Origin of the sequence: Streptomyces sp. NPDC058741, from assembly GCF_042746715.1 — a bacterium.
In the GTDB taxonomy this organism is placed as follows: Bacteria; Actinomycetota; Actinomycetes; order Streptomycetales; family Streptomycetaceae; genus Streptomyces.
Window position 1 is genome coordinate 61,637 of record NZ_JBHYQH010000025.1, and the last position, 21,653, is coordinate 83,289.

Consider the following 21,653-nt stretch of genomic DNA (forward strand, 5'->3'; position numbering starts at 1 on the left):
ACGGACATGTCCGCAGCCGCCATCGCCGGTCTGATCGTCGCCCTCATCGCGATCTTCATCGTGATACGGGCCGTGCGCATCGTCCCCCAGGCACGGGCGCGCAACGTGGAGCGGCTGGGCCGCTACCACCGCACGCTGACTCCGGGCCTGAGCCTCGTCATCCCCTTCATCGACCGGGTCCGTCCGCTCATCGACCTCCGGGAGCAGGTCGTCTCCTTCAAGCCCCAGCCGGTCATCACCGAGGACAACCTCGTGGTGGAGATCGACAGCGTCCTGTACTTCCAGGTCACCGACCCGCGCGCGGCCTTCTACGAGATCGCCAGCTTCCTCCAGGCCGTCGAGCAGCTCACCGTCACCACGCTGCGCAACGTGGTGGGCTCCATGGACCTGGAGAAGACCCTCACCTCGCGGGACACCATCAACAGCCAGCTCCGCGGAGTGCTGGACGAGGCCACGGGCAAATGGGGGCTGCGGGTCAACCGGGTGGAGATCAAGGCCATCGATCCGCCGCAGTCCATCAAGGACGCGATGCAGAAGCAGATGCGCGCCGAGCGGGACAAGCGGGCCGCGATCCTCGGCGCGGAGGGGCAGCGCCAGTCGCAGATCCTCACCGCCGAGGGCGACAAGCAGGCCGCCGTCCTCCGGGCGGAGGGGAACCGGACCGCCGCGATCCTCCAGGCCGAAGGACAGTCCCGGGCCATCGACGAGGTGTTCCAGGCCGTGCACCGCAACGACCCGGACCCCAAGCTCCTCGCCTACCAGTACCTCCAGGCCCTGCCCCAGCTGGCGCAGGGCCAGGGCAACAACTTCTGGGTGATCCCCAGCGAGATCACCTCCGCGCTCCAGGGCGTGTCCAAGGCGTTCAGCGAGGTGCTGCCCCCCTCGGCCGCCACCCGCGAGACGCCGGTGGACGACGCCATGGCCGCCCAGGCCGCCAGCGACACCGCGCAGGCGGCCGAGGCCGCGGCGGAGGCAGTCGCCGACGCGGCGGAGGCGGACAGCACCACGCCGGCCGCCCCGCCACCGGCCGGCCGCCCTCCCCGCTGAGCGTCTCCCCGCTCCAGCGCACGCGCGGGACGGAAGGGGCCGGGGTCGGGCCGGCCTCGTCAGCCCTTGCGGCCGACGCCGCCGAACATGGCCACCTCGGAGGGCAGACCGCCCTCGCCGTCGTCCTCCGGGCGCCAGCGGTTGCAGGACACCACGCCCGGTTCGAGGAGCTCCAGCCCGTCGAAGAACCCGGTGATGGCCTCCGGGGTGCGCTGGGTCAGCTTCGGCGTGCCGTGCTCGTTCCAGAAGGCCACCGCGGCGTCGACGTCCGGCATGTCCGGCCGGGTGACCGTGTGCGACAGGACGAGGTGGCTGCCCGCGGGCAGCGCGTCCATCAGGCGCCGCACGATCCCGTACGCCTCCTGGTCGTCCTCGATGAAGATGACGACGCCGAGCAGGACCAACGCCACCGGCTCACTGAAGTCCAGGGTCTGCGCCGCCTGCTCCAGAATCGAGTCGACGTTGCGCAGGTCCTCGTCGAGGTAGTCGGTGCGCCCTTCCGCCGTGCTGGTCAGCAGGGCCTCGGCGTGGGCCAGCACGATGGGGTCGTTGTCGACGTAGACGATGCGGGACTCCGGCGCGACACCCTGGGCGACCTCGTGCGTGTTGTCGGCGGTGGGCAGGCCGGTGCCGATGTCGAGGAACTGTCTGATCCCGCACTCACCGGCGAGGTACCGCACGGCGCGCCCGAGGAACTGCCGGTCGGCGAGGGCGTAGTCGCCGATCCCCGGGTGCAGCGTGCGGATCTGGTCTCCGGCCGCCTGGTCGACCTCGTAGTTGTCCTTACCGCCCAGCCAGTAGTTCCAGATCCGGGCCGTGTGCGGCTGGTCGGTCTTGATGCGCTTGCGCGCCTCGGTCGACGCAGCAGAGATCTTCTCCACGGGATGCCCCTCAGCTCAGGCCGATTATCAGTCAGAAAGCAATGTAGAGCCAGTGGTTGGGAGCGGCGACCTCGTTCGGGACCGGGATTGACGGAGGGAGGCACGTCAGCCCTTGATCAGACTGGAATCACCGTGACGGCTTGCCGGTCGATCCGGCCAGGTGCCGGGTGCCGGGTGCCGGGTGCCAGGTGTCGGGTGCCACGGCACCGCCGAACCGAGGCCGACCGCGCCCGCGGCGGCCGGTGACCGAGGTCGGGGAGTGCCGCGCGGTGCGCGTGGCGGCCGTACGGCCCGGGACCACTCTCGAGCACGGTTCCGTCACCGTGTTTCCTTCGAGGACGCCCCGGCCTTCAGGCCGGGGAGGAATCGCAGCTCCGCGTAGCGGGGCATGGGATAGAGCAATCGCCGTCAGGGCGATTGGTCGTCTGCCGGGGTGTCGTCGCGCCCGACCTCCAGCCGGTGGACGATCTCGGAGTTGAGGGACCGCCGGTCGCGCTTGGCGACGGTGATGAGCCATGCGTGGAGGTCTGCGGGCAGGCGGAGCGTGATGCGCACTTCCTCATGATTCATGCCCCCCTTGTAGGGATACGGTGGTGTCATGACGACACCACGGGGAGGTGTGGGGGATGCCGGGCGCGCCCGGTACACCTACCGGCTCCGCGTGTCGTCGACCGCCCGCGCCGGCCTGGAGGCCGAGTGGGCACGCTGCCGGTGGCTGGGGAACGAGTGCGTGGCCATGTCCCGCAAGGTCCACGCCGCGAACCAGGGGGCGGCCGAGAAGACGACGTGCGGACCGGCGCAGCTCGACAAGCTGCTGACCGAGGCGCGGAGCGCGATGGCATGGCTGCGTGAGGGCGCCTCGGTGCCGCAGCAGCAGACCATCCGCGACTTCGCCAGGTCCCGTGCCAAGGCGCTCAAGGACATCAAGGCGAAGCTGCGGTCCGGCAGCGTGCCGGGATGCCCCGCATCAAGCGCAAGCGGGACGCGCTGCCCACGCTGAACTACACCACCCGCGGCTTCCGGTTGAAGGACGGCCGCCTGCACCTGGCGGGCGGGATCGCGCTGACCGTGGTCCCGCGACCTGCCGTCCGCGCGGTCGAGCGTGCGCGTGCACCGCGACAGCCCCGGCCACTGGTACGCGTCGTTCGTCGTTGCCACGCAGGTACCGCCGCTCCCCGCCACCGGGCGGGTGCTCGGCGTGGACTGGGGCGTCAAGGAGACCGCCACCACCACATCCGACGCCCACGACCTCCCCCACCCGCAACACGGGAAGACCGCCGCGCAGAAACTCTGCCCGGTACCAGCGGATGATGGCCCGCCGGAAGCCATCGCGCGGACAGGCCGCGTCCAACGGCTACCGGCAAGCCCAGGCGCAGACCGCAGCTGCACAAGAAGGTCGCCCGGCAGCGACAGGACACCGCCCGCAGGTGGGCCAAGACCGTCGTGCGCGACCACGACGCCATCGCGGTGGAGGAGTTTCGCCCGAAGTTCCTCGCGAAGTCCACCACGGCCCGCAAGGCCGCCGACGCTGCGATCGGCGCCACCAAGACGGCCCTGATCGAGATGGGCCGCAAGCACGCACGGGACATCCGTCTCGTGCATCCCGCGCACACCACCATGGACTGCGCGCAGTGCGGAGCGAGAACCAAGCACGCACCACCTCTTTCGGAACGTACCTGCACCTGCACCGCGTGCGGAGCCGTCTCCCCCCGGGACAAGAACTCCGCCCGCGTGATGCGGTCCGGGCTGGTCTCAACCCGGCTGGTGCTGATCGTGTAAGAGCTGGCGGACCGCTGACCGCCGGCGGCCAGGCCTCACCGGGTCGCCCGGTCCGGCCCCGCCGCCCCCGTCCCCGCCTCGGGGAGCCGCGTGAGGTAGTCGTGCAACGCCCCCGCCCCCTCGATCATCCCCCTGGTCCGCGCCGTCAGGGCCTCGCCGCGGGACGTGATCGCCGCGTGCAGGGCCTCGGTGCCGCCCTCCCGCCGCAGGCCCTCCAGCACCGGCCCGATCTGGTCGAACAGGTAGTGGCTGCGGCGCAGCGTGTGCACCAGCCGGGCGTCGCGCACATCGGCAGGCTCGTACAGCCGGTAGCCCGTGCCGCGCTCGCGGCCCGGTGCGAGCAGCCCGGCCCCCTCCCACACCCGCAGCGCGGACGTCCGGACGCCCAGCAGCGCGGCCACCTCGCCGATGCGCAGTCCGCCGGAGCGGGGGAGCGGCGCCGGGGGGTGCAGTGCGAGGAGTTCCAGGGCCTCGCCCGCCGCCCGCAGGGACACCCGCTCCTCGTGCACCGCCGCGTGCGCCGCGTCCAGCAGCGCGAGCGCGCCCGCGACGTCCCCTTCATGGACCCTGCGCATGATCGCCGTCGCGGTCACCGGGCCGTGGCCCCGCAGCAGCGTCCGGTACGCCAGCAGCGCGCGGCGGTGCACGTCCCCGAAGACGCGGTAGCCCGACGCCGTGCGGGCGGCCGGAGGGAGGACACCGGCCTCCTCGTAATTGCGGATCTGCTGCGTCGAGACACCGGCCAGACGGGCCAGGTCGACGGGGCGGAGGCGGCGGTCGTTCGTCATCGATTTGAAGGTTACGCCAGCAGAATCGCCCCGGAGCCGGTCAAAGTCTCAATTCAACACTTCAATGGAACACTTGAAGGAATGGACCCCTGCATTCACGTCACCGGTGCGCGTCTGAACAACCTCAGGAACGTCTCCCTCTCCCTGCCGAAGAACAAGCTGGTCGTCCTGACCGGACTGTCCGGCTCCGGCAAGTCCACCCTCGCCTTCGACACCCTCCACCGCGAGGGCCAGCGGCAGTACCTGGAGTCGCTGGGCATGGTCACCGGCTTCGTCGACAAGCCCGCCGTCGACTCGATCACCGGCCTGTCCCCGTCCATCAGCGTCGACCAGCACCACACCAACCGCAGCCCGCGCTCCACGGTCGGCACGGTCACCGAGGTCTTCACCTACCTGCGGCTGCTGTGGTCGCGCGTCGGCGTACGGCCGTGCCCCGGCTGCGGTCGGAGCATCCCGCCGTCCTACGCCGACGGCACCGAGCCGGACGAGGACGCCGAGGCCGAGCAGCGGCCCTGCCCGCACTGCGGCACCCTCGTGCCCGACCTGGTCATGGGCTCCTTCTCCTTCAACAAGCCCGCCGGGGCCTGCCCGGCCTGCACGGGCCTCGGCGAGGTCGTCCGGCCGGACGCACGGCGCCTGCTCGACGGCGCCAGGTCGGTCGCCGAGGGCGCTGTGCGCGGCTGGAACGCGAAGTTCACCGAGTGGAGCCTGCCCCAGCTGCGCGCCGCCGCCGCGCACTACGGCTTCACCTTCGACACCGACCGGCCCGTCGACGAACTGGGCTTGACCGAGACCGACTTGCTGCTCCACGGCGTCGAGAGCCCGCAGTTCCGGAGGCACTTCCCGGACACCGAACCGCCCAGGACCGTGTCGGCGGGCCGCTTCGAAGGGGTCGCGACGGCACTGCTGCGCCGCTACACCGACCGCGCCGACGACCCCGAGTACCGCGAACGCGCCGAGCGGCAGGGCCTGGTGAAGCAGCCCTGCGAGGAGTGCGGCGGCACCCGGCTGCGGCCGGAGAGCCGGGCGGTGACCGTGCACGGCCTCACTCTCGTGGACGCCGCGCGGCTCCCGCTGACCGACCTCGGCACCTGGCTCGACGGTCTGCGGGAGCGGTCCGCCGGGGACGAGTGGCGGCTCGTCGAGCCGGTCGTCGCCGACCTGGAGGAACGGGTACGGCGCCTGGTCGACGCAGGCGTCGGCTACCTCACCCTCGGGCAGGCCACGCCCAGCCTCTCCGCCGGCGAGACCCAGCGGCTGCGGCTGGCCGCCCTGCTCGGCTCCGGACTGACCGGCGTGCTCTACGTACTGGACGAGCCCACCATCGGACTGCACCCCTCCGACACCGCCCGCCTCGTCGGCGTCCTGCGCCGCCTGCGCGACCTCGGCAACACCGTGCTGGTCATCGAACACGACCTGGAGGTGCTGCGCGCCGCCGACCACGTCGTCGACGTCGGCCCCGGCGCGGGCCGGGACGGCGGCCGGATCGTCGCCGCCGGCACCCCCGAGGAGGTCGCCCGCACCGACGGCTCGGTCACCGGCGCCTACCTCTCCGGCCGCCTGTCCGTACCGGGTTCACGCCGGCGCGGCGACGGCGACACGGCCGTAGTCATCCGCGGAGCACGCGCCCACAACCTCAAGGACCTCACCGTACGGATCCCGCTGCGCCGCCTGGTCACGGTCACCGGCCCGTCCGGCTCGGGCAAGTCGACGCTGCTGCTGGACGTCCTCGGCCGCGCCGCCCGCCGCCACTTCCACCGGGCCGGGGACCCGCCCGCCGAGCACGACGGCGTCGACGGCTGGGAGCACCTGTCCAAGGCCGTCCTCATCGACCAGGAGCCCGTCAGCCGCGTCCCGCGCTCCAACGCCGCCACCTACGCGGACGTCTTCACCCCGATCCGCGAGCTCTTCGCCGCCCGCGGCAAAGGCTCCCTCACCCCCGGCCACTTCTCCTTCAACGTGCCCGGCGGACGCTGCGAACGCTGCGAGGGCGCGGGCGTCCTCACCGTCCGCATGCACTTCCTCCCGGCGGTCCAGGTGCGCTGCCCGACGTGCAAGGGCCGCCGCTTCCGGCCGGAGGCGCTGTCCGTCCGGTACGAGGACCACGACATCGCCGAGGTGCTCCAGGCGACGGTGGACGAGGCGCTGACCCTGTTCGAGGACGTCCCGGCGGTCGCCGCCCGGCTGCGCCGCATGGCGGACGTCGGCCTCGGCTACCTCCCGCTGGGCCAGCCCGCCACCACCCTCTCCGGAGGCGAGGCCCAGCGCCTGAAGCTCGCGAAGGAACTCGGCCGGCGCACGACGGGCCGAGTCCTGTACCTCCTCGACGAACCGACGACGGGCCTGCACTCCGCCGACACCGCCCGCCTCCTCGACGTCCTCCAGCGCCTGGTCGACGCCGGGCACTCGGTCGTCACCATCGAGCACAACACCGATGTCGCCCGCGCCTCGGACTGGCTGATCGACCTCGGCCCGGAGGGCGGCGCGGGCGGCGGGCGGCTCGTGGCCCAGGGTGTGCCCGGGCACTGAACGTTTCCGGCCCCGCGCCGGTCTTCGTCGCGTGGCCCTCGCCGAAGGGGCTCGGGCCCCGGAAGGAGGAGCACCGATGAGCACGTCGATGCCGTGGTGGGCGGTGGCCGTGCTCGTCCCCCTGACCGCGGGCTGCGTGCCCTCGTCCCCGGACGCCGACGCGGGGCCCGCGCTCTCCTGCGCCTACGTCGTCGAGTACGACGGCCGCACCTACCTCGGGAGGGAGGAGACCGGCGTGCCCGTGGGGCGGTCGCTCGGCCCCGCCACCCGTCCGGCCTGCGACGACACGCCCGGCGACGGCGACGCCGGGGAGGGCACGGTCCTGACGACCGCGTACGCCGTGCCGGGCGTGGACCCCGCCGTCGCGGTCGCGGTCGCCGAGGACACCGGCGCCCATAGTCTCGTCGTCGCGGAGTCCGTCGGGCAACTCCCACCCGAACTGCGGAAGCTGACCGACGCCCGGACGTCATGAGGGACCAGCGCGAGCATCTGCTGGCCGTGGGACGGCTACCCAACATCCGTGTCCAGATCGCCTCGTCGAACCGCCCGGAGATCGACCGCCCCGACACGTCCCTGTCGTTGATCGAGCTTCCGGGCGGCGAACGCTGGGTCTACTCGGAATCGCTCGACCGGGGCCACTTCAGCGATGATCCGGCCGTCTTCACGCAGCACATGGGTTCTTATGATGTGCTCAGAGCGGACGCCCTGTCAGCACCTCGGTCCGCCGCTCTGATCAGCGACGTGAGGGAAGGGTACGAGCCCCATGAACAGCCACCAGCTGCGCGCGGCGACCTGGATCAAGAGCAGCCACAGCGGCGCCAACGGCGGGGACTGCATCGAAGTAAGCCCCGATATCCCCGCCGCCGTCCCCGTTCGCGACAGCAAGACCCCTGACGGACCGGTCCTGGTCGTAGGCCGGTCCGCCTGGTCGGCGTTCATCGGCTCCGTGCGCTGACTACTGCCCGCCCAGCATCTGCAAGACCCGGTTGGCGGCCTCCGCGACCGGCTGGCCCACCGCACCGACCGCCGCGGCGATCGCGGCGACGGCCATCAGCGCCCGGTGCCGCTCCGGCACCGGCGCCGCGTCCGCGGCCAGCACCGGCAGGGACTCGTCGATGAGCTGCACGCTGGGCTGCGGCAGCTGCTCGCGCAACTCCCGCACGCCCTGCAGCAGTTCGGCCAGAGCCAGCCGCAGCGCGGGATCCGCCTCGCCCGAGCCGCCGTTCTTCACGATGCCCGTGTTGCCGCTGCCGCCGTGCATGTTGACGTTGTCGCCGTAGTAGTAGTTGTTTCCGCTCATGCCGCGATCCCCGTGTTCCCGCTGCCGCCGTACATGTTCACGCTGTCGCCGAAGTGGTAGTTGGTCGGAGAGTTGATCGTCAGGCGCTCCACCGTCACCTGGAACTCCGTGTCGGGGTTCTCCAGCGCGCCCGAGACGTAGCCCACGAGCCGGTCCAGGTGCTGCGGGTCGGGGCTGGTCACCATCGCGGTGGAGGGGCCGGCCGTCTCGACGGCGAGGACGTAGTGCGACGGGGCCGTGAGCACGGAGAGCATCTCGACGAAGAAGTAGACCAGCGCCGCACCGGAGACGATCCACACGAAGACGATCAGTCCGCTGCCGCTGGACTGCTCACTCTCGTACGGGCCGCTGGAGGTGCTCGCCAGGGAGATCAGACCGCCGACGATCGACAGGCCGATGGCCACGGCCAGGATGATCCCGGTGCGGGACAGGAAGCGGAACACCGCCTCCTTGCGCTTGGGGCGGAGGGTGAAGGTGTACACCCGGGCGATGTTGCGCAGGGGGTAGGCCGCTCCGTCGACCCATAACAGGCGCTTGTGGACACGGAGTTCGACGTCGGTCATGGCACGCGGCGGAGTGGAGGGCGGGGGTGGCACGTCCCACTGCCCCGGTGGCTGCTGGATCTCCATGGCGTCCTTCTGAAGGCCGGTGGTCACAGGGTGAACACCATTGACGACCATGCGTGTGCCTCAGGGCAACCCGTTTCCCGAAACCCCCGCACAGCGGCCTCAGGACTCGTCGCGCCTCGGGTCGTCGTCCTTGTTCTTGTCCTCGTCGAGGGACTTCAGGAAGTCCGGGTTGTCGTCCGGCGCGACCCACCGCCGGGAGCGGCCGCCGCCCCGGACGCCGGACCAGCCCTCCGCGGCCGGGCTGCGCCTCTTGCCGGCGATCAGCCAGGAGATCGAGCCGACGAGCGGGAACAGCAGCACGAGGATCGCCCACAGCGGCTTGGGCATGTGGCGGACGTCGTCGTCCTTGGTGCTGATGCAGTCGATGAACGCGTACACGCTCAGCGCCAGCGGCACGAGGAACATCAGTACCCGGAGCATGCGCGGCCTCTCAGCGAAAGCGGTGGGCGGTTCCAGGTCAGGGTAGCCGCTCGGGGATACTGGATCCCATGGCTTACGACGATCTTCGTTCCCTGCTCAGGGCGCTGGAGCGCGAGGGCGACCTCAAGCGCATCAAGGCCGAGGTGGACCCGTACCTGGAGGTCGGGGAGATCGTGGACCGGGTGCAGAAGTCCGGTGGCCCCGCCCTGCTCTTCGAGAACGTCCGCGGGGCGAGCATGCCGCTGGCGATGAACGTGTTCGGCACGGACCGGCGGCTGCTGAAGGCCCTGGGCCTGAGGTCTTACGCCGAGATCTCCGAGCGGATCGGCGGGCTGCTGAAGCCCGAGCTGCCGCACGGGTTCGTGGGTGTGCGGGAGGCCTTCGGCAAGCTCGGCTCGATGACGCACGTGCCGCCGAAGAAGGTCAAGAACGGACCCGTGCAGGAGGTCGTCCTGACCGGGGACGACGTCGACCTGGACATGCTCCCGGCCCTGTTCACCTGGCCCAAGGACGGCGGTTCCTTCTTCAACCTGGGGCTGACCCACACCAAGGACCCGGAGACCGGCGTCCGCAACCTGGGCCTGTACCGGCTGCAGCGGCACGACAAGCGCACCATCGGCATGCACTGGCAGATCCACAAGGACAGCAGCAACCACTACCAGGTGGCCGCGCGGCGCGGTGAGCGGCTGCCGGTCGCCATCGCCTTCGGCTGCCCGCCCGCCGTGACGTACGCGTCCACCGCGCCGCTGCCCGGCGACATCGACGAGTACATGTTCGCCGGGTTCCTCGCGGGCAAGCGGATCGAGATGGTCGACTGCAAGACCGTGCCGTTGCAGGTGCCCGCGCAGGCCGAGGTCGTCATCGAGGGCTGGCTGGAGCCGGGCGAGATGCTGCCCGAGGGGCCGTTCGGCGACCACACCGGCTTCTACACGCCGCAGGAGCCGTTCCCCGCGCTCACGATCGACTGCGTGACGATGCGCAAGCGGCCGCTGCTCCAGTCGATCGTCGTGGGCCGCCCGCCGACGGAGGACGGGCCGCTCGGCCGGGCGACGGAACGCTTCTTCCTGCCGCTGCTGAAGATCATCGTGCCGGACATCGTGGACTACCACCTGCCGGAGGCGGGCGGCTTCCACAACTGCGCGATCGTCTCGATCGACAAGAAGTACCCGAAGCACGCGCAGAAGGTGATGCACGCCGTCTGGGGCGCGCACATGATGTCGCTGACCAAGCTGATCGTGGTCGTCGACTCCGACTGCGACGTGCACGACCTGCACGAGGTCGCCTGGCGGGCCCTGGGCAACACGGACTACTCCCGTGACCTGAGCGTCGTCGAGGGCCCCGTCGACCACCTCGACCACGCCTCCTACCAGCAGTTCTGGGGCGGGAAGGCCGGTATCGACGCGACGAGGAAGTGGCCCGAGGAGGGCTACACGCGCGACGGCGGCTGGCCCGACATGGTGCTGTCCGACCCGGAGACCGCGGCGAAGGTGGACCGCCGCTGGAAGGAATACGGCCTGTGACCTCGGCCTCCGCAGCCATCCCCCAGCCGGGACGCACCAGGGCCTTCCTCCGGCTGGTGATGATCGAGCACTCGGTGTTCGCGTTGCCCTTCGCGTACATCGCCGCGCTCACGGCGATGTACGAGTGGGACGGGAACATCCACTGGGTCAGGCTGCTGCTCGTCACCGTCTGCATGGTGGGGCTGCGGACCTTCGCGATGGCGGTCAACCGGATCATCGACCGGGAGATCGACGCCCGCAACCCGCGCACGGCGCAGCGCGAGCTGGTGACCGGCGCGATGTCGGTGAGGCACGCCTGGACGGGCGCGCTGATCGCCCTCGCGGTCTTCCTGGGCGCGGCGGCCCTGCTGAACCCGCTGTGCCTGGCGCTGGCCCCCATCGCGGTGATCCCGATGGTGGTCTACCCCTACGGCAAGCGGTTCACGAACTTCCCGCAGGCCATCCTCGGCCTCGCCCAGGCGATGGGCCCGGTGGGCGGCTGGCTGGCGATCACCGGCTCCTGGTCCTGGGACGCGGTGCTGCTCGGTCTCGCCGTGGGCGTCTGGATCGGCGGCTTCGACCTGATCTACGCCTGCCAGGACGTGGAGACCGACCGGGAGATCGGCGTCATGTCCGTCCCGGCGCGCTTCGGTATCCCGGCGGCGATCTGGGGCGCGCGGGTCTGCCACGCGGTGACGACGGGCCTGTTCGTCTGGTACGCCCTGGCGACCGGCGCCGGTGCCTTCTTCTGGCTGGGCCTGCTGATCGTCGCGGGGGCGTTCCTCTACGAGCACTCCATCGTCCGGCCGCACGACCTGTCCCGCGTCGACCGCGCGTTCTTCAGCGTCAACGGCTTCATCGGCATCGCCCTGTTCGTGTGCGCGCTGCTGGACCTGCTGGTGCGGGGGCTCACCGTGTGACCGCGCGGGCAGTGGCCGGGCGGCGGAACGCGAACGCCGCCGCCACTCCCGCGAGCAGGCCCAGCAGGTGGCCCTGCCAGCTGACGCCCGTCTGGGTGGGGGCCAGGCCCGCCAGGATGGAGCCGCCCCAGATCGCGGCGATCAGGACGCCCGCGAGAATGCCCAGGGGGCGGCGCTCCACGAAGCCCGTGACCAGGAGGAAGCCGAACAGCCCGAAGATCAGGCCGGAGGCGCCGGCGGTGTTGGTGCCCGCCGGGGATATCAGCCACACTCCCAGACCGTCCACGACGACGATCAGCGCGGCGACCAGCAGGAAGCGGCGCAGGCCCGAGAGCGCGGCGAGGAAGCCGAGGACCAGCAGCGGCACGGTGTTCGCCGCCAGGTGGGCGAAGCCGAAGTGGACGAAGGAGGAGGGCACGACGTCGGCCAGCTCCGACGGCTCGCGCGGGGTGACGCCGAAGCCGTCCAGCCGGTGGCCCGTCGCCACGTCGACCACTTCCAGCAGCCACAGCAGCGCGATCCACGCCAGCATCAGCTTGCCCGCGGCCAGCGCGCGATCGCCCGTGGACCACCCGGCTTCCCTACCCGGCACGGCGACCCCCTCGACGCTCGATCGTCCTCATCCGTGCAACGGCCCGGCCCCCTTGGCCGGTTCCCACCTCCCGGCGCCGGATAGGCTCGGTGTTGTGAACCCAACCAAGCCAGGCGAGATGCCGCGTACGCCTTGGATCGTGGGGGTGTCCGGTGCCTCCGGCACTCCGTATGCCGCTGCCGTGCTGCGGGCCCTGCTCGCCGCCGGTGAGAGCGTCGACCTCGTGGTGTCCCGGGCCTCCCGGCTCACCCTGCTGGACGAGACCGGGATCTCCTTCCGGGACGCCCACTGGCAGGACGACCTGCGGGAATGGCTGTCCCGGGGCGCCGACGGCAAGCCGGACACCTTCTGCGTCGACCTCGGCGCCGTACGGCACTGGAGCGCCGGCGACCTGGCCGCCGGACCGTCCTCGGGGTCGTACCCCGCCAAGGGCATGCTCATCGTGCCCGCCTCGACCGCGAGCGTGGCCGGTGTCGCGCTCGGGCTGTCGAAGGACCTGCTGCAGCGGGCGGCGAGCGTGACCCTGAAGGAGGGGCGCAAGCTGATCGTGGCCGTACGGGAGACCCCGCTGAACGGCCAGACCCTGCGGCACCTGGTCACCCTCGACGACGCGGGCGCGGCGGTCGTGCCCGCCTCACCCGCCTTCTACGCGGGCGCGACGCACATCCAGGACCTGGTGGACTTCGTCGCCGGGCGGGTGCTCGACGCGGCGGGCGTGCCGCACACGCTGTACCGCCGCTGGCAGGGTGAACTCGGCGGCGGCGGGGCGCGCCGCGCCGACTGAGCACTGCCGTACCTCTACGGACTCACAGACAACTTCAGCGGAAGGCTTCGATCGCAATGGACGCGGTGGACAGGCAGCTCATCCAGGCCCTCAGGGAGAACGGCCGGGCCTCCTACGCGGAGCTGGGGCGCCTCGTCGGCCTGTCGGGACCCAGCGTCACCGACCGCATCAACCGGCTGGAGGCGGCCGGGGTCATCACCGGCTACCGGGCCACCGTCGACGCCGCCTCGCTCGGCCTCGGCGTCACCGCCCTCATCGGCATCTCGCTCTCCGACGCCACCGACCACGAGGACGTGGCGCAGCGGCTGAAGGACCTCTCGGAGATCGAGGACTGCTGGTTCATCGCGGGCGAGGACTCGTACATGCTCAAGGTGCGGGCGGCGGACGTGGACGGGCTGGAGAAGATCATCCGGCGGCTCAGCGGGACCGAGGGCGTCTCCCGGACCCGTACCACCATCGTGCTCTCCACCAAGTGGGAGAACCGGGTCGGGGAACTGCCCGAAGAGGTCTAGGCCACGGCTAGGCCCGGAGGGCCGTACGGGGGCACCTCCCGCCCGAAGGGCGGGGGCGTACGGTTGAGGGCGTCGTCGGAGAAAGGTGTGGGCATGGATCTCGGGCTCAAGCGCGAGCTGGAGGAGAAGGTCAGGGCGGGTGAGCGCCTGACCCGTGAGGACGGCGTCGCGCTGTACGAGTCGGACGACCTGGCCTGGCTCGGCGGCCTCGCCCACGACGTGCGCACCCGCAAGAACGGCGACGTCGTGCACTTCAACGTCAACCGTCACCTCAACATGACGAACGTGTGCACGGCCTCCTGCGCGTACTGCTCCTTCCAGCGCAAGCCGGGGGAGAAGGACGCGTACACGATGCGCATCGAGGAGGCCGTCAAGCTCGCCAAGGCGATGGAGTCGGAGAACCTCACCGAGCTGCACATCGTCAACGGGCTGCACCCCAACCTGCCGTGGCGGTACTACCCGCGGTCGCTGCGCGAGCTGAAGGCCGCGCTGCCGAACGTGTCGCTCAAGGCCTTCACCGCCACGGAGATCCACCACTTCGAGACGATCTCGGGGATGTCGGCCTCCGAGATCCTCGACGAGCTGATCGACGCGGGGCTGGAGTCGCTGACCGGCGGTGGCGCGGAGATCTTCGACTGGGAGGTCCGGCAGCACATCGTGGACCACCGCACCCACTGGGAGGACTGGTCGCGGATCCACCGGCTGGCGCACGAGAAGGGCCTCAGGACGCCCTCCACGATGCTGTACGGGCACATCGAGGAGCCCCGGCACCGGGTGGACCACGTGCTGCGCCTGCGGGAGCTGCAGGACGAGACCGGGGGCTTCCAGGTCTTCATCCCGCTGCGCTACCAGCACGACTTCGTCGACATGAAGGACGGCAAGGTCCGCAACCGGCTGCAGGCCCGGACGCGGATGGCGACGGGGGCGGAGGCGCTGAAGACCTTCGCGGTGTCGCGGCTGCTGTTCGACAACGTGCCGCACGTGAAGGTCTTCTGGGTGATGCACGGGGTGCAGACGGCTCAGCTGGCGCTGCAGCACGGGGCGGACGACATGGACGGGTCGGTGGTCGAGTACAAGATCACGCATGACGCGGACCACTTCGGGACGCCGGACAAGCTGACGCGTGAGGATCTGCTGGACCTGATCCGGGACGCCGGGTTCCGGCCGGTGGAGCGGAACACGCGGTACGAGATCATCCGGGAGTACGAGGGGCCCGACCCGGCGCGGCGGGAGTCGCCGCAGCCGATGCGGGTCTGACTCCGTCGGTTTCGCAGTGTGGTCATGCCGTCATGCGGTCGTGCTTCGGGCGCGGGTGCGTGGGGGCTGGTCGCGCACAAGGCGCCCACCCTGCGGGAGATGACCGCGTGCGGGCCCTGGCTGGCGGCGGAGCCGGAGCTGATCGTCGTGCTGGGGGCCACCGCCGGGAAGGCGCTGCTCGGGTCGTCGTTCCGGGTGACGCGGGTGCGCGGGGCCGTGCTGGAGGAGGGGATCCACGGGCGGCCGGAGCACCTGGTGCCGACCGTGCACCCCTCGTCGGTGCCGCGGGCGGACGACCGGGGCGCGGCCTGTCAGGGTCCGCTGTCGGACCTGAAAGTGGCGGCGCGCGTACTGGGGTAATGGCTAACATTGCCGCGTGCCTCTTACTTTCTCGCTCGATCCCGCCGTCACCCCCGACCTGCGGGACGGCATCCTCGATCTGTGGGCCGACGTCTCCAACGCCGGGGGAGCCGTCGGGTACGTGCCGCCGGTGACGACGGAGGAGATCCGGCCCGCCCTGGTGCGGCACTTCGCGTCGATCGCCGAGGGACGGGTCAGGCTGCTCGTCGGGCACGACGAGGAGGGCCGGGTCGCGGCGACCGCGTTCCTCACCCTCAACACGCACCATCTGATGACGCACTGGCTGTGGCTGTACACGGTGATGGTCCACCCCCGCCATCAGGGCAAGGGGTACGGCCGTGACCTGCTGGCCGCGGCCGCCGGCGCCGCCCGGGGCGTCGAGGGCATCGAGGCGATCCGGCTGACCTGCCGCGGCGGGCTCGGGCTGGAGCGGTTCTACGAGTCCTGCGGTTACAAGGAGGTCGGCCGCATCCCGGGAGCGATCCGGGTGGCGCCGGGGGACGACCGGGACGACGTCGTCATGCTGCTGCCCCTCGGCTGACCCCCCTCGAAGATCGCGTGCCGGGCGTGCTTCACTGGTGGACGGTGCCCGTTTGGGTGCGTTCTGGCCGTTCGAAACCGGAAGAGTGGATTGAGATGCTCCGCTACACGCTGATGCGCCTCGGAATCTTCGTGGGCTGCCTCGTGGTCGTCTGGGGCGCCGTCTACTCCGGCCTCGCCCCGCGCGGCCTCGGCGACAGCAACGGCCTGTGGGTCATCCTGCTCGCGCTGCTGATCTCGGCGCCGATCAGCTTCGTCGCGCTGCGCAAGGAGCGGGACAAGGCGTCCGTACAGATCGTGCGGCGCGTCGACCGGGTGAAGGCCTCCATGGAGGCCAACCGCAGCCAGGAGGACGTCGCCGACGACACCGCCCGCGCCCAAGGGCAGACCACCTCGTAGGGCCCCCTCGCAGACCACCTCGTAGGGCCCCCACCACCTCGCAGGGCCCCCCGCAGACCACCTCGCAGGGCCCCCTCGCAAGGCCCCCTCGCAGGGCCCGCTTGCAGGGCCCCCTCGCAGGGCCCGCTCACCGGTGTGCAAGCGCCCCGTTTCCGCACAAGGCGTGACACGGGGCGCTTTGCGTTGTATGGGCGTGTGTGTCCTGCCACCTGTCAAAGCCAGGCTTTGAGGTCCTCAAAGCTATGGTGTTAAGGTCCTTGTATGAAGTCAGCAGTCGCGTCCCACACGCCCCGGAGCATTCCGCTCGTGGCGCGCCTGCACGTGGATCTCTGTCGGTGCGCGTCCGCTTTCTGTCGTCCCTGACGTCACGCAAGACCCGTCGTCTCCCACGTCAGTTCCCCCCAACGCGTCCCCCAACGGAGTCAGTCCGTGTCCTCACACACGAAGTCCCTCAAGGTGCCCTTCTGGGCCCAGATACTCGCCGGTCTCGTCCTGGGCGTGCTGCTCGGCTGGCTGGCCCGCAGCCAGGACCTGTCCTGGCTGGTCACCACCCTGGAGAAGGTCGGCGGCACCTTCATCGGGCTGCTGAAGCTCGCCGTCGCCCCGCTCGTCTTCTTCGCCATCCTGGTGTCGATCACCAACCTGCGGAAGGTCAACAACGCGGCCCGCCTGGCCTCGCGCACCCTCCTCTGGTTCATGCTCACCTCGCTGATCGCGGTGAGCATCGGCCTGGTCATCGGCCTGGTCACCAACCCGGGCGCCGGCACCGGCCTCACGCCCAAGGACGGCGCCGAGCCCGAGGACACCGGCTCCTGGATCGACTTCCTCACCGGCATCGTGCCGACGGACGTCATCACGCCGTTCACCGAGCTGAACGTCCTGCAGATCGTCTTCATGGCCGCCGTCGCCGGCATCGCCGCCCTCCAGCTCGGCGAGAAGGCCCAGCCGATCCTCACCCTGAGCGAGTCCGTGCTGAGCCTGCTCCAGAAGGCCCTGTGGTGGGTCATCCGGCTCGCCCCGATCGGCACGGTCGGCCTCATCGGCAACGCCATCGCCACCTACGGCTGGGACCTGATCGGCAAGTACGCGACGTTCACCGCGGACGTCTACGTCGGCTGCCTCATCGTGCTGTTCGGCGTCTACCCGACGCTGCTCGCGACCGTCGCCAAGGTCAACCCGGTCCAGTTCTTCAAGGGCGCCTGGCCCGCGATCCAGCTGGCCTTCGTCTCCCGCTCGTCCGTGGGCACCATGCCGCTGACGCAGAAGGTCACCGAGCGGCTCGGCGTGCCGCGGGAGTACGCGTCCTTCGCGGTGCCCTTCGGCGCCACGACCAAGATGGACGGCTGCGCCGCGATCTACCCGGCCATCGCCGCGATCTTCGTCGCCCAGATCTTCGACATCCAGCTGGGCGTCGGCGACTACCTGCTGATCGCGTTCGTCTCGGTCGTGGGCTCCGCCGCCACGGCCGGTCTCACCGGCGCGACGGTGATGCTCACCCTGACCCTGTCCACCCTCGGCCTGCCCATGGAGGGCGTGGGCCTGCTCCTGGCGATCGACCCGATCCTGGACATGATCCGCACCGCCACCAACGTCGCCGGCCAGGCACTGATCCCGGTCCTGGTCTCCGCCCGGGAGAACCTGCTCGACCGCGACGCCTACGCCAAGGCCGACGGCTCCTCCCTGGACGAGCCGGCCGACGAGCCGCGCGACCGGAGCGAGCCGGTCCCCGCGGCCGCCTGACGGTCCGGCCGGCCTGACGCGTTCACCCCCCGGGGCGTCCTCCTCCGGTTTCCCGGACGGGGGCCGCCCGGGGGGACCGTACGCTAAGCGGTATGGGTGCCGTGAAGACGAAGCGGATGCCGCGCGCGGTCCGTGAACAGCAGATGGTGGACGCCGCCGTGCGGACCTTCGGCCGGCGGGGGTACATGGCGGCCTCGATGGACGAGATCGCCGAACTCGCGGGCGTCTCCAAGCCGTTGGTCTACCTGTACCTGAACTCGAAGGAAGACCTCTTCAACGCCTGCATCCGACGCGAGGCACAGGCCCTGGTCGAGGCCGTGCGGGCCGGGGTCCGCCGCGACCTGCCCGCCGACCGGCAACTGTGGGAGGGCCTGGCCGCGTTCTTCGCGCACACCGCCGAGAACCCCGACGCCTGGTCGGTCCTGCACCTCCAGGCCCGTACGCACGGCGAGCCGTTCACCTCCGAGGTCTTTGCGATGCGCGCGGAGATCGTGGCGTTCGTGACGCAGCTGATCCTCGCCGGAGCCCGGGAGGCGCACCGCGACCCCGACCTGCCCGAGCGCGAGGTCGCCGGGCTCGCCGAGGCCCTGGTCGGTGCCGCCGAGTCCCTCGCCGCCTGGGCCAACGCCACCCCGGGCGTCACGGCACGGCAGGCCGCCGCGACCCTGATGGACTTCGCCTGGGCCGGACTCGGCGACCTCATGGCCGGACGCCCCTGGTTCCCGCCGGAGGGGACGCAGCAGCCCGGCGCTCACGCCGGGTAGACGCCTCCGGCCACGCGCAGGCGGCCGTCCTCGCCGCGCAGTTCGAATCGGCCGTCCCGCGCGGCGTACGTCACCGTCCCGGTCCTGTCGAACGCCTTCGTCTCGCCCGGCACCATGCCGGGCTGGCCGCAGCAGGACCGGCGCCCTGACGTCCGCACGGACGCTGCAGGAGTCCGGCGTGCCGTGCGCGGCGAGGCAGCGCGCGAGCGTCCACATGCCGTGCGCGATGGCCCGGGGGAAGCCGAACAGGCGGGCGGTGAGCGGGTGGAGGTGGATCGGGTTGCGGTCCCCGGAGGCGGCCCCGTAGCGCCGCCCGACGTCCCCGGCCAGCCGCCACCGCGCGACGCCGGGCAGCGGTGCGCGGTCCTCGGGGCTCCCGGCCTGCCGTTCGGCGACCGTCCCGGCCGCCGTGCGGTGACGGCCAGGTACGTGCTCGCCGACTCCCAGACCACGTCCCCGCCGTCGCGCATCTCGGTGACGACCGTGGCCTCGGTGCCGCGCCGGTGCGCGGACCGGCCCTCCACGCGCACGGACAGGTCGTAGTCGCCGGTCGCGGGCATCCGGGCGTGCCGGATGAGGGTGGTCGACGTGTGGACCAGGCCGAGCAGCGGCAGCGGGAAGTCCCGTTCGCCCATCAGCCGCATGGCCGGCGGGAAGCCCGGCGCTGCGGACAGGTCACCGGCGGCGCGTCCACTCCGTGTGCGCGGCGGGCGGGCAGGGCGTGACGGCGATCCTGGGAACGGGCCCGACCCGCCCGAGCGCCGGACCCGAAGACCCCTCACGTGATGTCCGACCATGCACAGGCCTGGCCCCGTACCATCCCCGAACCCGCACAAGGCCGCCACGTGGGCCCCGTACGATCCCGTTCCTACCGTCAGTAACCCTTCGAGGGGTTTAGCCGGTTGAGCGCCTCGGCGTGCGGGGTACGTACGTCATGGCAGCCAGCAGTCCTTCGCTGCCCGCCCCAGGAGCCGCCCGTGTCCACTGCGTATCCCTCCTCCGCCTACGGCGACGCGTACGGCGACGCGTACGACGGACCGGTCCTGGTCGAGCCCGGCATCCGGCGGCTCGACGGAGCGGTGCGGGAGGTGTCCGTGCCGCCGCTCGCGCCGCCCCGGACGCACGGGTCGCTCGCCGACCTCCCGTTCGACAACGCGAGCGCGTCCCCGCAGACCGCGGTGCTCAGCCGCAAGGAGGCGGACGGGCGCTGGAGCGACGTCACGGCGGCGCGGTTCGCCGAGCAGGTGCTGGCCGTGGCGAAGGGCCTGATCGCCGAGGGGCTGGTGCCGGGCGACCGGATCGCGGTGATGGCCCGCACGATCTACGAGTGGACGGTCCTGGACTTCGCGGCCTGGGCCGCCGGCCTGGTCACCGTCCCCGTCTACCCCACCTCCTCCGTCCTCCAGGCCCGCTGGATCCTCCAGGACTCCGGCGCGGTCGCCCTCGTCACCGAGACGGCCGCGCAGGCCGCCGCCCTCGGCCCGGAACGCAGCCGGCTGCCCGACCTGCGGCACCTGTGGGTCGTGGAGAAGGGCCACGTCGACCGGCTCGCGGAGGCCGGGACGCACCTGGCCGACCAGGAGGTCGAGGTGCGGCGCGGCATGCTCGGCCCCGACACCCTCGCCACCCTCGTCTACACCTCCGGCACCACCGGCCGCCCCAAGGGCTGCGCGCTCAGCCACGGCAACTTCTTCACCGAGGTCGACAACGCCGTCGAACTGCTCTACCCGGTCTTCAGGTCGAAGACCGGCGACGAGGCCTCGGTCCTGCTCTTCCTGCCCATGTCCCACGTGTTCGGCCGCATGGTCGCGATCGCCTGCGTCCGCGCGAGGGTACGGCTGGGCCACGCGCCCAGCATCACGGCGCAGGACCTGCTCGCGGACCTGGCGAGCTTCCGGCCGACCTGTCTGCCGGCCATTCCGTACATGCTGGAGAAGGTCTTCCACGCGGCCCGCGCCAGGGCCGAGGCGAGCGGCCGGGTGACCTCCTTCGACCGCGCGGCGTCCGTGGCGCGGCGCTACGGGGAGGCCGTGGAGGCCCGGCAGACCGGCACCGCCCCGGGGCCCTCCCGCGCCCTGAAGGCCGCCCGCGCCTTCTACGACCCGCTGGTCTACCGCCGTATCCGCAACGCCATGGGCGGCCGGGTCCGCTACGCGATCTGCGGCGGCTCACCGCTGGGCCGGAACCTGGCCGCGTTCTACGCCGGGGCCGGCATCGAGATCTTCGAGGGCTACGGCCTCACCGAGACCACCGGCGCCACCACCGTCACCCCGCCCCTCAAACCCCGCCTGGGCACGGTCGGATGGCCGCTGCCCGGCACCCGCGTCCGCATCGCAGCCGACGGCGAGATCCTCGTCGGCGGCGACCATGTGCTGCGCGGTTACTGGGAGCCCCAGGCCGGCGGGGTCGTACCCGCCGCCCCCGACGGCTGGCTGCCCACCGGCGACCTCGGCCAACTCGACGACGAGGGCTATCTGACGATCACCGGCCGCAAGAAGGAACTCCTGATCACCGCGGGCGGCAAGAGCGTCGCCCCGGCACCCCTGGAGAACTGGCTGCGCTCCCACCCGCTCATCTCCCAGTGCATCGTTCTGGGCGACGGCCGCCCCTACGTCACCGCCCTGATCACCCTCGACGAGGACGGCATCACCCACTGGCGCCGCATGAACGGCAAACACCCCGTCCCGCCCGCCCTCCTGGCCGACGACGAGGAACTGCGGGCCATCCTCCGGCGCGCCGTCGACGAGGCCAACAAGATGGTCTCCCGGCCCGAGTCCATCCGCCGTTTCGCCGTGCTGCCCGAGGACCTCACGGAGGAGGCGGGCTTCCTGACCCCGTCGATGAAGCTCCGCCGCGAGGCGGTCCTGCGCGCCTTCGCGGCCGAAGTAGAGGGCCTCTACACGCAGTAGGCCG

The 21,653-nt window shown here is 71.5% G+C and carries 22 protein-coding genes and 4 pseudogenes; 18 read left to right on the forward strand and 8 right to left on the reverse strand.

Going from position 1 to position 21,653, the window contains the following annotated elements; all coding sequences use genetic code 11:
* Nucleotides 1-6 precede the first annotated feature (6 nt).
* Nucleotides 7-1,047, forward strand: coding sequence for an SPFH domain-containing protein (locus ACFW6P_RS20750; RefSeq protein WP_386355731.1), 1,041 nt, complete (start codon nucleotides 7-9; stop codon nucleotides 1,045-1,047).
* Between the two features lie 59 nt (nucleotides 1,048-1,106).
* Here the strand turns inward: ACFW6P_RS20750 and ACFW6P_RS20755 are convergent, their stop codons facing one another.
* Nucleotides 1,107-1,928 carry an SAM-dependent methyltransferase gene (locus ACFW6P_RS20755; RefSeq protein ID WP_386355728.1) on the reverse strand — a complete coding sequence of 274 codons (822 nt, stop codon included), beginning with the start codon at nucleotides 1,926-1,928 and terminating at the stop codon, nucleotides 1,107-1,109.
* 408 nt (nucleotides 1,929-2,336) lie between these two features.
* Entirely contained in the window at nucleotides 2,337-2,498 is a 162-nt protein-coding gene (locus ACFW6P_RS20760; RefSeq protein WP_386355726.1) for an Arc family DNA-binding protein, read from the reverse strand.
* A 28-nt stretch (nucleotides 2,499-2,526) separates the two neighbouring features.
* Between ACFW6P_RS20760 and ACFW6P_RS20765 the strand changes: the two are divergent.
* Nucleotides 2,527-3,724 (forward strand): annotated as a pseudogene (locus ACFW6P_RS20765) (RNA-guided endonuclease InsQ/TnpB family protein); the annotation flags it as partial.
* Nucleotides 3,725-3,742: 18 nt separating this feature from the next.
* Here ACFW6P_RS20765 and ACFW6P_RS20770 read toward each other — a convergent pair.
* Nucleotides 3,743-4,495, reverse strand: a complete 753-nt coding sequence (locus tag ACFW6P_RS20770) for a TioE family transcriptional regulator (protein WP_386355889.1) — start codon at nucleotides 4,493-4,495, stop codon at nucleotides 3,743-3,745.
* 81 nt (nucleotides 4,496-4,576) lie between these two features.
* On the opposite strand from ACFW6P_RS20770, the gene uvrA reads away from it, so the two are divergent.
* From uvrA to ACFW6P_RS20790, 4 genes and pseudogenes are all read left to right on the forward strand, one after another.
* Nucleotides 4,577-7,024: an excinuclease ABC subunit UvrA gene (gene uvrA, locus ACFW6P_RS20775; RefSeq protein WP_386355886.1), complete on the forward strand. Its 2,448-nt coding sequence runs from the start codon at nucleotides 4,577-4,579 to the stop codon at nucleotides 7,022-7,024.
* A gap of 76 nt (nucleotides 7,025-7,100) precedes the next feature.
* Entirely contained in the window at nucleotides 7,101-7,496 is a 396-nt protein-coding gene (locus tag ACFW6P_RS20780) for a DUF6281 family protein (RefSeq protein WP_386355723.1), read from the forward strand.
* Nucleotides 7,493-7,702 (forward strand): annotated as a pseudogene (locus tag ACFW6P_RS20785) (Scr1 family TA system antitoxin-like transcriptional regulator); the annotation flags it as partial. The gene ACFW6P_RS20780 and the pseudogene ACFW6P_RS20785, both read left to right, overlap by 4 nt.
* An 85-nt stretch (nucleotides 7,703-7,787) precedes the next feature.
* Nucleotides 7,788-7,979, forward strand: coding sequence for a DUF397 domain-containing protein (locus ACFW6P_RS20790; protein ID WP_386355721.1), 192 nt, complete (start codon nucleotides 7,788-7,790; stop codon nucleotides 7,977-7,979).
* Here ACFW6P_RS20790 and ACFW6P_RS20795 read toward each other — a convergent pair whose 3' ends face one another.
* The 3 genes from ACFW6P_RS20795 to ACFW6P_RS20805 form a co-directional block, all read right to left on the reverse strand.
* Entirely contained in the window at nucleotides 7,980-8,324 is a 345-nt protein-coding gene (locus ACFW6P_RS20795; RefSeq protein ID WP_386355718.1) for a hypothetical protein, read from the reverse strand. It abuts the gene before it with no gap.
* On the reverse strand, nucleotides 8,321-8,980 hold the full coding sequence (locus ACFW6P_RS20800) for a DUF6232 family protein (RefSeq protein WP_386355715.1): 660 nt from the start codon (nucleotides 8,978-8,980) through the stop codon (nucleotides 8,321-8,323). The genes ACFW6P_RS20795 and ACFW6P_RS20800 overlap by 4 nt, the downstream gene beginning before the upstream one ends.
* 72 nt (nucleotides 8,981-9,052) lie before the next feature.
* Nucleotides 9,053-9,373, reverse strand: a complete 321-nt coding sequence (locus ACFW6P_RS20805) for a PLD nuclease N-terminal domain-containing protein (protein WP_386355713.1) — start codon at nucleotides 9,371-9,373, stop codon at nucleotides 9,053-9,055.
* A gap of 68 nt (nucleotides 9,374-9,441) precedes the next feature.
* Here ACFW6P_RS20805 and ACFW6P_RS20810 point away from each other — a divergent pair, with 68 nt between their 5' ends.
* Nucleotides 9,442-10,893, forward strand: a complete 1,452-nt coding sequence (locus ACFW6P_RS20810) for a menaquinone biosynthesis decarboxylase (RefSeq protein WP_386355711.1) — start codon at nucleotides 9,442-9,444, stop codon at nucleotides 10,891-10,893.
* Nucleotides 10,890-11,792, forward strand: coding sequence for a menaquinone biosynthesis prenyltransferase MqnP (mqnP, locus tag ACFW6P_RS20815; protein WP_386355708.1), 903 nt, complete (start codon nucleotides 10,890-10,892; stop codon nucleotides 11,790-11,792). The genes ACFW6P_RS20810 and mqnP overlap by 4 nt, the downstream gene beginning before the upstream one ends.
* Here mqnP and ACFW6P_RS20820 read toward each other — a convergent pair.
* Nucleotides 11,782-12,324, reverse strand: coding sequence for a rhomboid family intramembrane serine protease (locus ACFW6P_RS20820; protein WP_386355884.1), 543 nt, complete (start codon nucleotides 12,322-12,324; stop codon nucleotides 11,782-11,784). The two genes, mqnP and ACFW6P_RS20820, sit on opposite strands and share 11 nt — an antisense overlap.
* Nucleotides 12,325-12,502: 178 nt before the next feature.
* Here ACFW6P_RS20820 and ACFW6P_RS20825 point away from each other — a divergent pair, with 178 nt between their 5' ends.
* The 9 genes and pseudogenes from ACFW6P_RS20825 (at nucleotide 12,503) to ACFW6P_RS20865 (ending at nucleotide 18,740) form a co-directional block, all read left to right on the forward strand.
* A complete protein-coding gene (locus ACFW6P_RS20825) occupies nucleotides 12,503-13,168 on the forward strand; it encodes a UbiX family flavin prenyltransferase (protein ID WP_386355705.1) in 666 nt (221 codons plus the stop codon).
* A gap of 56 nt (nucleotides 13,169-13,224) precedes the next feature.
* The gene (locus tag ACFW6P_RS20830) at nucleotides 13,225-13,680 is read left to right on the forward strand and encodes an Lrp/AsnC family transcriptional regulator (RefSeq protein ID WP_386355703.1); all 456 of its coding nucleotides are present in this window, start codon (nucleotides 13,225-13,227) and stop codon (nucleotides 13,678-13,680) included.
* Nucleotides 13,681-13,773: 93 nt separating this feature from the next.
* Complete coding sequence (gene mqnE / locus ACFW6P_RS20835) at nucleotides 13,774-14,937, forward strand: aminofutalosine synthase MqnE (protein ID WP_386355701.1); 1,164 nt, start codon at nucleotides 13,774-13,776, stop codon at nucleotides 14,935-14,937.
* A 71-nt stretch (nucleotides 14,938-15,008) separates the two neighbouring features.
* Nucleotides 15,009-15,297, forward strand: a pseudogene (locus tag ACFW6P_RS20840) (uracil-DNA glycosylase family protein); the annotation flags it as partial.
* A gap of 16 nt (nucleotides 15,298-15,313) precedes the next feature.
* On the forward strand, nucleotides 15,314-15,838 hold the full coding sequence (locus ACFW6P_RS20845) for a GNAT family N-acetyltransferase (RefSeq protein WP_386355698.1): 525 nt from the start codon (nucleotides 15,314-15,316) through the stop codon (nucleotides 15,836-15,838).
* 95 nt (nucleotides 15,839-15,933) lie between these two features.
* The gene (locus tag ACFW6P_RS20850) at nucleotides 15,934-16,236 is read left to right on the forward strand and encodes a DUF4229 domain-containing protein (RefSeq protein ID WP_386355696.1); all 303 of its coding nucleotides are present in this window, start codon (nucleotides 15,934-15,936) and stop codon (nucleotides 16,234-16,236) included.
* Nucleotides 16,237-16,497: 261 nt separating this feature from the next.
* On the forward strand, nucleotides 16,498-16,599 hold the full coding sequence (locus ACFW6P_RS20855; protein WP_386355694.1) for a putative leader peptide: 102 nt from the start codon (nucleotides 16,498-16,500) through the stop codon (nucleotides 16,597-16,599).
* Nucleotides 16,600-16,665: 66 nt separating this feature from the next.
* Nucleotides 16,666-17,976 carry a dicarboxylate/amino acid:cation symporter gene (locus ACFW6P_RS20860; RefSeq protein WP_386355691.1) on the forward strand — a complete coding sequence of 437 codons (1,311 nt, stop codon included), beginning with the start codon at nucleotides 16,666-16,668 and terminating at the stop codon, nucleotides 17,974-17,976.
* 92 nt (nucleotides 17,977-18,068) lie between these two features.
* Nucleotides 18,069-18,740: a TetR/AcrR family transcriptional regulator gene (locus ACFW6P_RS20865; RefSeq protein ID WP_386355688.1), complete on the forward strand. Its 672-nt coding sequence runs from the start codon at nucleotides 18,069-18,071 to the stop codon at nucleotides 18,738-18,740.
* Here the strand turns inward: ACFW6P_RS20865 and ACFW6P_RS20870 are convergent.
* A pseudogene (locus ACFW6P_RS20870) lies at nucleotides 18,728-19,437 on the reverse strand (MaoC family dehydratase); the annotation flags it as partial. The gene ACFW6P_RS20865 and the pseudogene ACFW6P_RS20870 overlap by 13 nt on opposite strands.
* 280 nt (nucleotides 19,438-19,717) lie before the next feature.
* Here ACFW6P_RS20870 and ACFW6P_RS20875 point away from each other — a divergent pair.
* Nucleotides 19,718-21,649, forward strand: coding sequence for an AMP-dependent synthetase/ligase (locus tag ACFW6P_RS20875; protein WP_386355685.1), 1,932 nt, complete (start codon nucleotides 19,718-19,720; stop codon nucleotides 21,647-21,649).
* Nucleotides 21,650-21,653: the final 4 nt, after the last annotated feature.